The organism is Pseudomonas sp. GW456-12-1-14-TSB6, assembly GCF_059424205.1.
Genome location: NZ_JBWKZE010000014.1, coordinates 82,123 through 96,561 on the forward strand (window position 1 = coordinate 82,123; position 14,439 = coordinate 96,561).

At 59.3% G+C, this 14,439-nt stretch carries 18 protein-coding genes; 7 read left to right on the forward strand and 11 right to left on the reverse strand.

Annotated elements, in window-relative coordinates:
- Window positions 1-67: 67 nt before the first annotated feature.
- The 10 genes from AC07Y2_RS15215 to AC07Y2_RS15260 all read right to left on the reverse strand — a co-directional run bounded on the left by AC07Y2_RS15215 (window position 68) and on the right by AC07Y2_RS15260 (window position 6,802).
- Window positions 68-592, reverse strand: a complete 525-nt coding sequence (locus AC07Y2_RS15215) for a hypothetical protein (RefSeq protein WP_103386266.1) — start codon at window positions 590-592, stop codon at window positions 68-70.
- A 15-nt stretch (window positions 593-607) separates the two neighbouring features.
- Window positions 608-1,015, reverse strand: coding sequence for a DUF8617 domain-containing protein (locus tag AC07Y2_RS15220; RefSeq protein WP_103386267.1), 408 nt, complete (start codon window positions 1,013-1,015; stop codon window positions 608-610).
- 33 nt (window positions 1,016-1,048) lie between these two features.
- A complete protein-coding gene (locus AC07Y2_RS15225; RefSeq protein WP_256587002.1) occupies window positions 1,049-1,504 on the reverse strand; it encodes a DUF6228 family protein in 456 nt (151 codons plus the stop codon).
- On the reverse strand, window positions 1,488-2,321 hold the full coding sequence (locus tag AC07Y2_RS15230) for a suppressor of fused domain protein (RefSeq protein ID WP_103386269.1): 834 nt from the start codon (window positions 2,319-2,321) through the stop codon (window positions 1,488-1,490). Before AC07Y2_RS15230 ends, AC07Y2_RS15225 begins: the two co-directional genes overlap by 17 nt.
- Before the next feature lie 87 nt (window positions 2,322-2,408).
- Window positions 2,409-3,569: an N-methyl-L-tryptophan oxidase gene (gene solA / locus AC07Y2_RS15235; protein ID WP_178082854.1), complete on the reverse strand. Its 1,161-nt coding sequence runs from the start codon at window positions 3,567-3,569 to the stop codon at window positions 2,409-2,411.
- A gap of 143 nt (window positions 3,570-3,712) precedes the next feature.
- Window positions 3,713-3,958: a colicin E3-like toxin immunity protein gene (locus tag AC07Y2_RS15240; protein WP_103386270.1), complete on the reverse strand. Its 246-nt coding sequence runs from the start codon at window positions 3,956-3,958 to the stop codon at window positions 3,713-3,715.
- A gap of 67 nt (window positions 3,959-4,025) precedes the next feature.
- Complete coding sequence (locus AC07Y2_RS15245; RefSeq protein ID WP_103386271.1) at window positions 4,026-4,277, reverse strand: pyocin S6 family toxin immunity protein; 252 nt, start codon at window positions 4,275-4,277, stop codon at window positions 4,026-4,028.
- A gap of 71 nt (window positions 4,278-4,348) precedes the next feature.
- Entirely contained in the window at window positions 4,349-4,579 is a 231-nt protein-coding gene (locus tag AC07Y2_RS15250) for a DUF7683 domain-containing protein (RefSeq protein ID WP_041475220.1), read from the reverse strand.
- The gene (locus AC07Y2_RS15255; protein ID WP_103386272.1) at window positions 4,576-5,787 is read right to left on the reverse strand and encodes a colicin E3/pyocin S6 family cytotoxin; all 1,212 of its coding nucleotides are present in this window, start codon (window positions 5,785-5,787) and stop codon (window positions 4,576-4,578) included. Before AC07Y2_RS15255 ends, AC07Y2_RS15250 begins: the two co-directional genes overlap by 4 nt.
- Window positions 5,788-5,878: 91 nt before the next feature.
- Window positions 5,879-6,802, reverse strand: coding sequence for a LysR family transcriptional regulator (locus tag AC07Y2_RS15260; protein ID WP_103386273.1), 924 nt, complete (start codon window positions 6,800-6,802; stop codon window positions 5,879-5,881).
- Between the two features lie 105 nt (window positions 6,803-6,907).
- On the opposite strand from AC07Y2_RS15260, the gene AC07Y2_RS15265 reads away from it, so the two are divergent.
- The 4 genes from AC07Y2_RS15265 to AC07Y2_RS15280 all read left to right on the forward strand — a co-directional run bounded on the left by AC07Y2_RS15265 (window position 6,908) and on the right by AC07Y2_RS15280 (window position 10,706).
- Window positions 6,908-8,875: an alkyl/aryl-sulfatase gene (locus AC07Y2_RS15265; RefSeq protein ID WP_103386274.1), complete on the forward strand. Its 1,968-nt coding sequence runs from the start codon at window positions 6,908-6,910 to the stop codon at window positions 8,873-8,875.
- 153 nt (window positions 8,876-9,028) lie between these two features.
- On the forward strand, window positions 9,029-9,667 hold the full coding sequence (locus AC07Y2_RS15270) for a response regulator transcription factor (RefSeq protein ID WP_074690961.1): 639 nt from the start codon (window positions 9,029-9,031) through the stop codon (window positions 9,665-9,667).
- Window positions 9,668-9,892: 225 nt separating this feature from the next.
- Complete coding sequence (locus tag AC07Y2_RS15275) at window positions 9,893-10,147, forward strand: hypothetical protein (protein WP_039771078.1); 255 nt, start codon at window positions 9,893-9,895, stop codon at window positions 10,145-10,147.
- A gap of 82 nt (window positions 10,148-10,229) precedes the next feature.
- Window positions 10,230-10,706 (forward strand): phage infection protein, encoded by a 477-nt coding sequence (locus AC07Y2_RS15280; RefSeq protein ID WP_103386275.1) that lies wholly within the window; start codon window positions 10,230-10,232, stop codon window positions 10,704-10,706.
- 16 nt (window positions 10,707-10,722) lie between these two features.
- On the opposite strand, the gene AC07Y2_RS15285 is transcribed toward AC07Y2_RS15280, so the two are convergent.
- Entirely contained in the window at window positions 10,723-12,291 is a 1,569-nt protein-coding gene (locus tag AC07Y2_RS15285) for a winged helix-turn-helix domain-containing tetratricopeptide repeat protein (protein WP_103386312.1), read from the reverse strand.
- A 251-nt stretch (window positions 12,292-12,542) separates the two neighbouring features.
- Between AC07Y2_RS15285 and AC07Y2_RS15290 the strand changes: the two genes are divergently transcribed.
- The 3 genes from AC07Y2_RS15290 (at window position 12,543) to AC07Y2_RS15300 (ending at window position 14,426) form a co-directional block, all read left to right on the forward strand.
- Window positions 12,543-13,298, forward strand: a complete 756-nt coding sequence (locus AC07Y2_RS15290; RefSeq protein ID WP_103386276.1) for an SDR family oxidoreductase — start codon at window positions 12,543-12,545, stop codon at window positions 13,296-13,298.
- 32 nt (window positions 13,299-13,330) lie between these two features.
- A complete protein-coding gene (locus AC07Y2_RS15295) occupies window positions 13,331-13,744 on the forward strand; it encodes a cupin domain-containing protein (protein ID WP_103386277.1) in 414 nt (137 codons plus the stop codon).
- Window positions 13,745-13,910: 166 nt separating this feature from the next.
- Window positions 13,911-14,426, forward strand: a complete 516-nt coding sequence (locus AC07Y2_RS15300; protein WP_103386278.1) for a GNAT family N-acetyltransferase — start codon at window positions 13,911-13,913, stop codon at window positions 14,424-14,426.
- Window positions 14,427-14,439: the final 13 nt, after the last annotated feature.

Below are 14,439 nucleotides of genomic sequence, written 5' to 3' on the forward strand. Positions count from 1 at the left end.
GGCAGCGCGCAAACCAAAAAAATGGGGACGCATCTATTTTCGCCCAAGCTGCCATTGAACAAAATGCTCATTCCAGCGAGGTCACCAAGCAGGTTTCGATGCCCTCCAACCTCTTGGGCCATTCGTTAATCAGAACGACTGCATCGTCACCTTGATTCAGGTAGATCAGGTAGTCGCCTGTCTCGAAGGCAACTTGAAAGCCGACAAGCCAAACCTCTCCGCCCGCCACTTTATCGACAACACCTTGAACCGCTGTAATGATTTTGCCTTCGAGGAAGAGAGCTGACCTGTTGCGAAGCAGATTTTCCCTACGCCACGAGCAAACGCTGGTGGCATCAAGTGCGAAGGATGTGGGAGGTTCCAGATCGGACTCATCAGCTCCAACACATTCCCCATCGCTCAACAGGTACATCGCAACTTTCTGATGTTCGCCACACCGCCAGAGCAACGGCCCTACGTCAGACAGGCACTTTTCCTCGTTGAAGTAATGTTGGTCATGCAATAACTCAGCAAGTCGCTGCCCCTGCAGCAGCTGCGCATTTCTCAAGTCATTCGCCATCCTGTCACGGGAGGCGGCATAGCGGTCAAACACTGGGCACTTCCCTATTTATTCGCAATCCCGGCTCTCGGAATCGCCCGACTTCTCCGACAAGATCGCCTGATATCCACCCTCTTCCGGAACATATGAAACGAACTGATTACCCGCGCCCTTCTGCACCCAAAGACGCCCACAGTTCGTGCATTCATAAACATCTAACGTCCGGTGGATGTGGAGGCTCGATAATCGGCTTACCAACTCGTCGGTCGCGTTGACCCAAGGTGCAAACTCACCGAACGCCTCCGCGATCACGGCCTTGTCTCCCGACTCGGCAGCAGTCATCAGGGGCTTGAGTTCTTGGTTTACCTCTTCCCAGAATGCATCTTCTACTTCGTCGCGAAGCAGGCTCGCCTTATAGGGCAAGCTGTCAGTCTGATCGACAATCACATGCCCACATCTGCAACCCAATTTGCTCATTTGCTGCTCAAACCTTTGAGGTTTCCCTCGTCATTAAAAGGCGGACAAGTCTTTGGCGAACATCTCGATTTGGGCAGGCGTGACCAGCAACGAACCATTTATCTGCCAATCGCAGTCGTCATCTGAAGTCGAGCCCAAGTAGACACGCAGAAAAACGAATCCCGGGAAGGACGGATCCAGGCTGGCAGAGAAAGCCAGATCTTCGGTTTCGGAACGCCAGTCTTGCGAATCGTCTTCACTCGGCGCTATAGAGGTGAAGAACGCGTCCAATCGATGCCGGTTATCCGAAGAAGAGATACTTTCCGACGTGATTTCTGCATGCAGGTCAGTACCCGTGAGTCGAACCCGGATACAGTCAGCCCGGCCACTTGGGCACGGCATGACGGTCAGGGTCAGCCCATCTTGTTGCTTTAATTCTGCTTGCATTGCTGCACCGTCATCATGAACGAAATTGACTGAGAACCCTGCGGCGTCAAACAACGCTTTCACGTTGCAAACTGCTCACATGCCCGACACCCGCAGCCTTCAATCGGACCACCAGGTCATCGCGCGCTGCTCGCCCGCCAGCACGAATGTACTCAAGCTCCGCCGCGGTGATCAGTACCACCGGGACCATTCTCACAGGGGATAACGGCATGTCATCCAGTCGGGTAGGGAAATCCGGTTCCGGGGCGCCCAGCAGGACGCCGGTCGAGTCGTCTTCGGTCACGAAGTGTTTGGGGAATTGATCACACATGTGATTCGAGAGGCTGAACCCGGGAAGTTCAATGGACATCGCACCGTACTTGTCGAGTCCGCGAGTGTAGCCTCCAGCGTCTGCAACCGTTTTGGCAACGTGTTCCACCAGCTCGAATGCCCAGCTGCGCTGAAAAGGATCGACGTCACCCACCGGGCCACGGGCGTGTTCGGGTATATCGGCGGTTTCTAAGAACAACTCCATCTCGAAACCATTGCCCGTCTCTTCCGCATCATCGAACGGGTCTGACATACCCTCCGTGGCGATGATGATTGTGTCGTCACGGCGAACTACCCGGTAGGCCTGACGAGTCGAGGGCCAGTAAGGCCCGCCGGAAAAGCTCGGACTGATCATGTAGGCAAGGACATCGCGCTCGACTGTGCCGACTGATGCCCAATGACGATCCAGACACGCAGCGCTGGCCTCTCGGGCAGCCAGATTTGCCGCTTCAGCCTCTGTAATGCTGTCGTAGATATCCGGCTCCTGGACTTCAAGGGGTTGTGGTGTTGGCTCGACGTCTTCGGTTTTAGGACGTTTCAATGAAACGAGAAGCTTCTTGAAGAAATTCATGTGCTTTCCTTGCGGGGTTTCGGTTCGCTCTCCATGAAAGGGGCGAATCTGTTTTGATGAAATGGATCTGTTTTTTGAATGTTGGCACTATGCCTCAAACCGCCCCACCGAAAACAACGAAAGATCCAGCTCACTCTCCCCCCGCAAACACCACTGCGCAAACGCCTCCCCCAGCGCCGCCGAGTGTTTGAACCCATGCCCGGAGCACGCAGACACCACCAACGTGTGCTGCAACCGTGGATGCTCATCAATGATGAAATGCCGATCCGGCGTAACGGTGTAGGCGCAAACCGCTGACTTCACCACCCGATCCGTCAGCCCGGCAATCCGCCCCTTCACCTGCTGTTCGTACATCTCGCGTTCTTCCTCGGCCGAGACTGTGCGATCCAGAGTTTCAGGCGTGGATGCGCTGTGATACTGCGCCGTCGCCACCTTCAAACTGCCCTCCCCCGGCAATGCGGGGAAGCCATAGAAATCGTCGTCCGGGCCGTGAGTGAAGATGAACGTGGGTGAGTGGCCGACCAGTTCCGCGTCGGGCTCGGTTTCGAACCAGAACAGTTTTTGCCGATAGACGCTGAGCAGTCTGTCGAACGGTGCGCCGAGCAAGCCGCCCGCCCAGTTGCCGGCGGTGACCACCAGTTTTTCCGCTCGCACGGTGCGCTGGTCGGTGGTGACGGTGACGCCCTGTTCGTCCGAGCTGATGTGGGTCACGGTCTCGCCCTTGTACAGCGTGGCGCCGTGTTGTTCGGCCAACCTCAGTTGTACGTCGATGCAGCGTTCGGGCCGTACAAAACCGCCTTCGGGCTCGAAGTAGCCAATGGCGTCATCGCGCACCTGGGCAAACTGCGGGAAGCGTTGGCGGATCTGGGCGGCGTCGAGGACTTCGTGTTCGATGCCGTAGGTCTGTGCCAGGGCGATGGTGCGCAGGGTGAAGTCGGTTTCGTCGGCGGGATCGAAGTCGGGGCTGGAGGTCAGCACCAGCAGGCCGGACTGTTCGAACAGCGACTCGCCTGACAGCGCTTCCAGTTCGCGCCAGATGCGGTGGGAGTTGCGCACGATGGGCACGTATTGCGCGCCCTCGCCCACGGACAGTCGGGTGATGCGGCTGTCGCCATGGCTGGAGCCGAACGTGTGCGGCGGATGGTGGCGGTCGATGCCGACCACGTTGACCCCGGCCTTCGCCAGTTGATACACCGTGGCCGCGCCCATGGCGCCGAGGCCGATGACCAGTGCTTCGCATCGTTCCATGATTGATTTCCGCTCAGGCAAAAGAGCCACAGTGAAGCGGATCAGGCGATGGAAAACAATCCGCTGAACGCCGCGCCCAGGCAAAAATGCGGGAAGCGAGCTAATGGGTGTCCCATTTACTGTCAATCAGCCGTCTGTCGGTGCTAGCTGTAGTCAAACGAAACTTGATAGTCGTTGGTACTCAGAGCGATCTGGTGCTGAAAATACGGCTGAATGGTCGCAACCCACTGTTCGACGACGTTGAAGCCGCCATTATTGATGTTGCCCTCCACTGGAATGCCTAAGGCATTCAACACTGATTCATCATCCCCCAGATCTTTTGACGTCTCCTCGCCCTGGAATTCCAGGGTTGCTGTGTCATACCACTCCAGTCTCAGTTCCAGTCCCATCTATTCCTCACAGCTATTTTTTGACGAAAAAAGGACGGAAGCCCCATCCCCTTTGCTCTCCGCAGTATCAGTATTTCGCACAGGTGCCCATGAAATACTCCAGTCCGCTCGGGAAGCTGACATTCAGCAGGGCTCCCAGTGCCGCTACCTGATCCTCACTCAGTAACAACTCACCAGGATCCAGTTCGCTCAGGGGCTTGGATTCAATGAGCTGTGCAACTTTTTCATTCATTTCGCTACCGTCGATATCCAACTCGAACTGCAAAGTGTCGTCTTGGACGTGACCGGGGTAAAAGCCGGTTATTGAAAGGAAGAGCATCGCTTGTTCCTTCATGAAAAAAAGGCCAAATATATTCTCGTGAATAGATCCGCCCCCTTTACTTTTTCTGTCTATACATTGCATGTCAGTTGGAAATAGAAATTTCGATCCGCAATCGACCTACCGGCAAGCTCTTCGATTGCTTGCATTTGTGGCTGGCTCAAATCATAGCCTTCCCACCCCTGCGGTTCTTCTTTCCAACCCATGATGGCTTTGATTTGCTCATCACATCCCTGTGGCAACTCGATAACGAAAGCCTGGAAGTCTGTCTCGATGTCAAAAGCTTCTACTAAAAATCTCAAGGTTCAATGCTCCTTTTCTTGCCTTTTTTAGATTTTTTATTCTTTTTTGTAGATGTCGGCTCGCCTGTGTTCGGATCGAACTCTCCGAGGTGTTTACCTCTCGCATCATATTTTTCGACCGTACCGTGCATAGAGTCCCACTCAAGAATCAAGCCCTTTGAAGTTTTCCATCTTTTGCGCTTCGCCCCACCACCTTGTACAGACGTTTTACGGCCTACGATTCTTGCATCAGGAAAGGCTGGGAGCACGTCAGGAGCCGGATGGTACTCGTGGTCCCCCGCGTGGGTGCTGACAACAATGTATACCGGCTTAACCCCCGACTCTGCCGGAAACACCAATATGAAATCCCGATACTCCGGCGGATAAACCGGATTCACCAGAATCCCCTCCGCCGCTTTCGTCGGCGGATACACCCAGATATGCGGCGCTTGCGGAGCAGCCTCCAGTGCCGGAATACCAAGAATGTCGGAACCATCCACAGCCGGCGTCCAGACCAGCTCAACACCGTCACCAAGGTCTGCAACAAACCGGCTATCGCGTGCAGCGAACTGCACAACATCAACCATCTCCCAATCGCGATTCTTGCCGGTGTAGAAGCCGTAACCCTTCAGGTTGCCATCGGCCTGCTGTTCAACGCGCAGGCGCACGCGGGTTCGGGCCTGTTTGAGGGCGAGCAACTGGTCTTCGGTATAGAGCGCGCTGTCGCCCAGGTTCGAGGGCATGAACATCGCCACCAGCCCGAGCAGCGGGCTGATGACGGCAGCAGAGGCCAGCGCGGGCAATGCCTTGAACGCCTCACCGGCAAGGGCAAAAGTGCCCAGCCCCGCAGGAATGGCAGTGCCGCTGATTTTCTTGAGTTCAATCCCACCGCTGTCATTGGCCTCACGCCCACCGAGCAAAATCAGCTCGCCGTAATCCTTCAGGCTGTCTGTCGGCACCATCCCCGACGGATTCGAGTAATCGATGATCGCGTCCGGCAGCTTGCACGACTTGGCAAACACGCAGCCCGCGCGCACCGGCTCAGGCTTGTTCGCCGCCACCTCACGGCTGCGCTCGAAGGCGTCCTGCCTCGTCAGCATGGCGTCGTACTTGTCTTGTCGTTCTTGCTGATCGGCCAGTTCGGTGGCCGTCATGTAGCGGTAGGTAACGTGATGCCCGTCGCCCGCCGGTGGGTTGGGAACCCGAGGAATGTCCTTTTGACCAGCCACTGATTGTCCTTTCGTTCATGCATCGACAGCCCCTCGCAAGGGGCTGCACGACGTTAACGAAGCAGGAAAATCGGGGCTGTAGGACGCGTCTCTAAAAACGTGGGGATTGTTCGACGTGAACGGATTGCATCTCGCCAACCACAGCCTCAATCACACACAACGCCGTCGGCGACAAGCTTCTACCCTGCAAACTCACCACCCCGATTTCAGAATGAAATCCCGGCCTGTCGACAACATGAAGCTCGATCAAACGCCCCACCCGAATGTCTTCAGCCACGGCGCCATGGATAACGCCGAGGATGGTGTCGGTTGAACCAGCAACGGTCTTGAGCAACGCCACATCATCGCACTCCAACACGATGGGCAGCGCCTGGCGGGTGGAGATGCCGAGGGTTCGGGCGGTCTCGAGTTTCACCACTTCCGGCAGGCGCGTCGTGGCGATGCCGTAGCCTTCCAGTTCGCCCATCGACACCTGGCGTCCGGCCAGCGGGTGCTCCGGTCGTACGAAAAAGCCTGCCGAGACCTGGCCCAGCGAACGGATCAGCAGATCGGATTCCGCGGTGAAGTTACGGATATCAGCAACAAAGAATTCGATCGCTTCAGCACGCAACCGCGCTTCGAGAATCTGCCAGTTGTTCACTTCAACGCGCAGGGTGACCGCCGGGTGATCCAAACGCAGTCGCGGCACCACCTGATGCATCAACATCGCGGCCGGGAACGGGCCGACGCCGAAGGCGAGGCTGCCCAGTTGGCGATCGCTGTAGAGCGCCATGTCCCGCTCCAGCGAACGGGCATCGAACAGCAACCGCCGCGCCCGCTCGATCAGAAACTCTCCCGCCGGTGTCGGGCGGACATCGCCGGTGTCGCGATCGAACAGGCGCTGCCCGGTTTCGCTTTCCAGCGCCTGAATGCTGCGGCTCAGGGCCGGCTGGCTGAGGTGCACGCGCTCGGCCGCGCGGCCGAAATGGCGTTCATCGGCCAGCGCGAGAAGGTGTGACAGTCGTTTGAGGTCCATTCCCGCGATGCTAGCGACGCATTATCCGGATGTAAATAATGCATTGGATACATCGCTGCCCTGCCCCTAGGCTGGAGCGCATTCGACCCTCGGAGAACAACAAGAATGAAACCGACCCTTTACACGATCCTCGCCCTGACGCTGGTGTCCCTCGCCGGCTGCGACAACAAGCCCAGCATCGCAGCCGGCGACGCCACGCCCGCCACGGCCGCGCTGATCCAGGCGTCGATCAAGGGCCTGGATCTCAGCGACAACCGCGACATGGAAGATGCCCAACGCGGCTTCATCGCGCGCCCCACCGGCAAGATCCTCGGCTCCGACGGCAATGTCCTGATCGATTTCGACGCGTACCGTTTCGTCGAAGGCCAGGCGCCGGCCACCGTCAACCCGAGCCTGTGGCGGCACGCGATGCTCAACGCACAGATCGGTCTGTTCAAGGTCCGCGACGGGATTTACCAGTTGCGCGGTTTCGACATCGCCAACATGACGCTGATCGACGGGCAGACCGGCTGGATCGTGGTCGACCCGCTGACCTCCCGGGAATCCGCCGCAGCGGCGCTGGCATTTGCCCGCGAGCATCTGGGCAACAAGCCTGTCACCGCGATCATTTTCACCCACGACCATGCCGATCATTTCGGCGGTGTGCTGGGCATCACCTCGAGCAGTGAAGTGGCCCAGCGCAACATTCCCATCGTCGCGCCCGCCGGCTTCATGGAGGAAGCCACCAGTGAAAACATCCTGGCGGGCCCGGCGATGGCGCGGCGTTCGATGTATCAGTTCGGCAAGAACCTGACGCCGGGCGCCACCGGCATCGTCGACACCGGGCTGGGCAAAAACGTCGCCTACGGCAGCATGGGCATCCTGCCGCCAACGCAGATCATCGACCAGCCGATCCAGCCGCTGGAACTCGACGGCGTCAGCTTCGTATTCCACAACATGCCCGGCGCGGAAGCCCCGGCCGAGCTGACCTTTTCGATCCCCGCGCTCAAGGCATACGGCGGTGCGGAGCTGCTGACGCAGACCATGCACAACCTGCTGCCGATCCGTGGCGCCAAGGTGCGCGATGCGCTGCGCTGGTCCGACTACATGCAAATCGCCCTCGACGAACTGGGCGACACCGAGGTCTATTTCGGTCAGCACAACTGGCCGATCTGGGGCAACGAGCGGATCCGCGAATTCATCACCAAGCACCGCGACGTCTACAAATACCTGCACGACCAGACCGTGCGCCTGATGAACGCCGGCTACATCCCCAACGAGATCGCCGACAAGATCCAGCTGCCGGACTCGCTGGCCTCGTACTTCGGCACTCGCGGCTATTACGGCGACCTGCGCCACAACGTCAAGGCGATCTACCAGATGTACCTGGGCGCCTACGACGGCAACCCCGCCCACTTGAATCCGCTGGTGCCCAAGGAATCGGCAAAGCGCTACGTCGAATTGATGGGAGGTAACGCCAAGGTGGTCGAGGCCGCGCGCGTGGCCTATGACAAGGGCGAATACCGCTGGGTCGCCGAGCTGCTGGATCAGGCCGTGCTGGCCAAACCCGACGACACCGCCGCCAAGGAACTGCTGGCCCGCGCGTACGAACAGATGGGCTATCAGGCGGAATCCGCAACCTGGCGCAACAGCTACCTGACCGCTGCCATGGAGCTGCGCAACGGCCCGCCGGCCAAGGGCGTCAAACGCTCCGACCTGATCGAGCTGATGAAGCAGACGCCCACCGAACGTTTCCTCGAAGCCATGGCTGCGAGCCTCGACGGACCGGCGGCGGATGGCAAGCACTGGACGTTCAATCTGGTGCTGACCGATACGAATGAATCGTTCGTGCTGTGGATCGAGAACGCCGTGCTGCACTATCGAAAAGGCCCGACCGCGGCGAACGCCAACGCAACGCTGACCGTCACCAAGGACCTGTTCGTCCAGCTGCTGGGCGGCGCTGCCGGACTGAAGGAAGCGTTCACCTCCGATGATCTGAAGGTGGATGGCAGCAAGGTCGATCTCGTGAGATTCCTGGGGCTGCTGGAAAAGGCGTCGGGGAATTTTGCGATAGTCGCCCGGGCAGGAAACTGACCCACCGAGGCCATCGATTGATCAAACTCCCGGTCGATGGCCTCTGGACGCTTACCCAAGCAAAATCCAATGAAAACCGGAGGCTCGGTCAAAGCTTTCCATTGGATTGTTCAGCATCCTGCGCAACCCGATCGCCGCGAAGCCATCCAGCGTATGGACGTAGAACTTGCACCCGAGCGAAACCCCGAATCCATCGTTTTCATCATTGATGATGACGCTCCTCTACGTGAGGCGCTTGGCAGCCTGCTGCGCTCCATCGGCCTGCGCGTCGAGCTGTTCGGATCGGTCGCCGACTTCATGCAATACCAGCGACCTGACCTGCCCAGTTGCCTGGTGCTGGATGTGCGATTGCAAGGCACCAGCGGGCTGGTCTTTCAGCAGGCGCTCGCCGACGCCAACATCCATTTGCCAATCATTTTCATGACCGGGTACGGCGACATCGCCATGACCGTTCGCGCCATGAAAGCCGGTGCCGTCGATTTCCTGGAAAAACCGTTTCGCGAGCAGGCCATGATCGACGCCGTGGTCGCCGCGCATACGCGGGACAGGTCACGCCGCGAGTGCGAACGCCGCCAAAATGAATTGCGCACACGCCATGGGACACTCACGGTCAGAGAGCAAGCGGTGATGGCGCTGGCCGTCTCGGGTCTGATAAACAAGCAGATCGCCAGTGCCATCGGCCTGAGCGAGATCACCGTGAAGATTCACCGCAGCCAGGCCATGCGCAAGATGCGCGCGCAGTCGTTTGCCGATCTGGTTCGAATGGCCGAAAGTCTGGGCATTAACCATTAGATGTATCGCCCTTATGCGGCGCGCATAGAGTTGTTTATATACGTTGGTATGACTTCTCCATACGCTGGCAGGATAAAACTAAACTTATGCAACATGGTTGATCCCTACCGCCAACAGTAAAATCCCTCCATCAAATGCGACGGCCGGCAAAGTTATTGACTTCGTGGTTTCCTCGCGCGCCGACACTTGTCGATCCACTCATTGACTCAGGGATGACTGATCAACATGTATGACTTTTTTGAAGACTCGTACCGCGTGCTGAAGTTGTCCCACGTGTTGCTGGTCGGTGGCCTGGGCATGTTGATGGTGGGGATTTTCCTGGCTTATGTGTTTGACGCTCACTTGAACTTGCCCACGCTGGTCGGCGCGCACGGGATGACGATCCTCGGGCCGACCGCGATCAAGCTGGGCTACGTCATGCGCTTGATTGCGTACAACCGTATTCGCCTGGCAGCACAGGAACATGGAGTTTCCCACTAGAAGTATTCGATTGAGTTCAGACCTGTCTGGTTGCAACCGGAAGTTCATTAACGAAATCCCACTACGACTCAGGATGATCATGATGAAAACTATTGGATTGGTATTACCCGTCGCCATTGTTTCAACCACCTGGATAGTTGCCACTCATGCATTCGGCGCAAGTTGCCTGCCCGATATGCCGGTGGCGAACAGGCAGGAAACAAGTGCTCCGGATTCAGAAACTTCATCAGTGCAACAGCACCGAGCCAGAAAGGCGCCGACCCAGATTGCCGAAGGGGGTTCGGATCGGCTGATGGAGCGTCGTGTTGCCGAGGGCGGTTCGGATCGCCTGAACGAACGTCGCGTGGCCGAAGGCGGCTCTGATCGCCTGATCGAACGCCGGGTGGCCGAAGGCGGCTCTGATCGCCTGATCGAACGCCGTGTTGCCGAAGGCGGCTCTGATCGCCTGATCGAACGCCGTGTTGCCGAAGGCGGCTCCGATCGCCTGCTCGAACGCCGTGTTGCCAGCAATCAGTACGATGCCGCGATGAACATGCAAATGCATTTTTCGATGGATTGATTGGCCGGCTGAGCCCTTACTCCGGCAACCCCGCCAACCGCAAACCTTCGGCAAACCGGGCAATGTCTTCAGGTCGTTGAATGGGCAACCACGCGCGCAGGCTGGACACCCGCAACGTCGGGTCCAGCTGACGCACCCGTTCCATGGCCTGCCCGGCTTTGTCGGCTCGTTCATTGAGCGCGTGGCTGGCGGCGATCAGGGCCGCCGCTACCAGCAGACTGGGCAGATTTCCCTGCGCTTTCTCGGCCCAGGAAACCGAACATTCGAAGCGACCGGCGAAGAAGTGCGCCAGCGCCATCCCGACCTGCATGCGGAACATTTCCGGATCCAGCGGGCTCAGGCGTACGGCATGTTCAAGGTTGGCAATGGCGGCTTCGGTTTCGCCACCCAAGGCGCGCAGGATGCCACCCAGATACCAGGCCGGCGCCAGGTTGGGGTTGAGCAGTCGAGCCCGATCAATCAAAGCAATGCCACAATCGACATCCCCGGTCAGATGGGCAAGAGCATGGCCGCAGCGGGTCAGCGCCACGGCGTCATCGCGCCCCAGTTCCACACCCATTCGCGCCAGCCGCGCACCTTCGGCGATTTCCCGGGGCCGGTCGGTCATCCAGCCGTTGAGCTTGCGCCAGAAGTGGCACCACGCAGCCATGCCATACGCCGAGGCAAATTCCGGATCCAGTTCGATTGCCCGGTAGAACAGCGCCAGTGACTGCTCGATCGCCTCACGGGTGCCGATGTGCAGTTTGGCCGTACCACGCAGGTAGTAATCGTAGGCATCGAGGCTGTCAGTGGGCTTGCGCTTGGCCCGCTCGATTTCCGCGCGTTCGAGCTGCGGCGCAATGGCGCCCACTACGCTCTCGGCCACTTGATCCTGGAGTTCGAAAATATCGTCGAGCAGGCCTTCGAAGCGCTCGGCCCACAGATGCGTGCCGCTGCACGCATCAATCAACTGGCCGGTGATGCGGATCTTGTTGCCGCTCTTGCGCACGCTGCCTTCCAGCACGTAACGCACGCCCAGTTCCAGCCCAACGCCCCGCGCGTCGACCGCCCTGCCCTTGTAGGTGAAGCTGGAGTTGCGGGCGATGACGAACAGCCAACGCAGGCGCGACAGCGCGGTGATGATGTCTTCGACGATGCCGTCGGCGAAGTAGTCCTGCTCGGGGTCGCCGCTGAGGTTCTGGAATGGCAGGACAGTGATCGAAGGTTTTTCCGGCAGGACGAGTGTCGCGACCACCTCGGGTTTCGCAGGTGCTTCAGGCGTATTGACGGGGCTGTCGCACGGGATGATTTCACCGACAAAGCGATAGCCCTTGCGCGGCACCGTGCGCACCAGGCGCTGCTGCTCGCCGGTGTCGCCGATGGCCTTGCGCACGGCGTTGATGTGGCTGGTGATGGTTGATTCGGAAACGATTCGGCCACTCCACACGACGCTCAATAGTTCGTCCTTGCTCACCACCCGCTCACGGTTGCTGACCAGTAACAGCAACAAGTCAAAGACCTGCGGCCCGACAGTCACGACTTGCCCGCGCCAGGTCAGTTCCCGGCACTGCTGGTCGAGCACGTAGTCTTCAAACACGAATTGCACGGTGGCTGTTCTCTGGTCTGGCGCCCCCGACTCCGTGTCCGAGCGGGCGATGGTTTTGCGCTCAATCATACGGCAGACCTTGGGCCGCCGCACCGGCCTGCACAGTGGTCTACGCATCTGCCGACGGATTGGCCTGTCTGGACAAAAAACCAAGGTAAATCCAAGGTCACCACAAGGATTCATCCGAACGCCGCAGGCATGCTCAACCCACATCGACAGCAATGGTTGCCGTCGGCAAGTGGAGAGATGCCATGAAGATTGTCGTTATCGGAGGCACCGGCCTCATCGGATCGAAACTTGTGAACAATCTGCGCGAACGCGGCCACGATGCCCGCGCCGCCTCCCCTAATACCGGCGTCAACAGCATTACCCGCGAAGGCCTGGCCGAAGCAATGGACGGTGCCCAGGTGGTGGTCGACGTGTCCAACGCGCCGTCGTGGGAAGACCAGGCCGTACTCGACTTCTTCGAAACCTCCACCCGCAACCTGCTTGCCGCCGAAGCCGCCGCCGGGGTTCGCCATCACGTGGCGCTGTCGATTGTCGGCAGTGAGCGCCTGCCCGCCAACGGTTACTTCCGCGCCAAGGTCGCGCAGGAGAATCTGATCAAGGCGTCCGGCATTCCGTACAGTCTGTTACGGGCCACGCAGTTCTTCGAATTTGTCGGCGGCATTGCCCAGTCCGCCACCGTCGGCGAGGAAGTGCGCCTGTCGCCGGCGCTGATCCAGCCCATGGCTTCTGACGACGTCGCTGCTGCGCTGACGGATGTGGCACTGGCAGCGCCGATCAACGGCACACAGGAAATTGCCGGCCCCGAAGCCATGCCGCTCGACGAGTTGGTCCGGCGTTTTTTCCGCGCCACCCACGACACCCGCAAAGTGATCCCGGACGTCCACGCCCGCTACTTCGGCGACGTGCTCGACGACCAGTCGCTCACCCCCGGTAGCAGCAACCCGCGCCTGGGCTCGACGCGCTTTGAAGAGTGGCTGGCGCAATCGATCCAGCGCTAACCCCCCCCCATCCGCTTAGAAGGAGTCTCGCCATGTTCAGCCGAATCCTGCTGGCCGCCACGTTTGCGGCCCTTTCAATCTCATCCGTCTCGGCCGCCGAGCCGCAGGCAGGCAAGGTCACCGTGGTGTTCGACCGCGCCCTGCCGAACGTTCCGGGAAAATCCATGAAGGGCGTGCTGGTGGAATACGCGCCCGGTGGCTCTTCGCCGGCGCACTTCCATCCGAAGTCCGCGTTCATCTACGCCACGGTGCTTGAGGGCGCCGTGCGCAGCAAGGTCGGCGACGGGCCGGAGAAGGTCTACAAGGCCGGGGAAAACTTCGTCGAACAACCGGGCGACTTCCACGCGGTGAGCGCCAATGCCAGCACCACTGAACCGTCCCGTCTGCTGGCGGTGTTCGTGCTCGACAGCAGCGAGACCGACCTGGTCAAACCGGTCAAGCCGTAACCGATCCATTCGCCAATCCACCTCCGGCGGCCTGGCTGCCGGAGAGCACCGCTACGGGGCGCGTTCGAGGTCGGCGTTGCAAACCATGCCCGATCAAAGCATTGATCTTTCGCCCCACACCCAGTAAAAAACCGTCTTCCCTTTCCGCCCTTGCAAGGAGCAGCGGATGCTCGAACTCGCCACGCAACGCCTGGATCTGCGCACGATGGTCGAATCCGACTGGCCGCTGTTCCTCAGGCTGCATTCCGAGCCGCAAACCATGCAGTACGTGTTCGGTGAAATCGCCGAGGAACAGGTGCGCAAAGGCTTCGAGCATCGGCTTCCGGCCTGGGGGCCGCAGTCGGATCACTGGTTGTGTCTGGTGGTGACCGACAGGGCCAGCGGGCAGGAACTGGGCGTGACCGGTTTTCGTATCCTGTCGCCAGGGCATGCCGAGGTGGGTTGCCTGCTGTTGCCCGAGCATCAGGGCAAAGGCTTTGGCACCGAGTCGCGGCAGGCGATCATCGACTATGCCGCCGCCATCGGCCTGGACTCATTGGAGTCGACCGTGACCGACGGTAATATCGCGTCCTGCAAGGTTTTGGAGAAATGCGGTTTTGTATTCGAGCGCCGCGTGCCGCAGGCCTATCAGATTGGAGATCGGTGGTTTGACGACCTGATCTACCGCTATCAAATCACCTGACCCGTTTTATCAG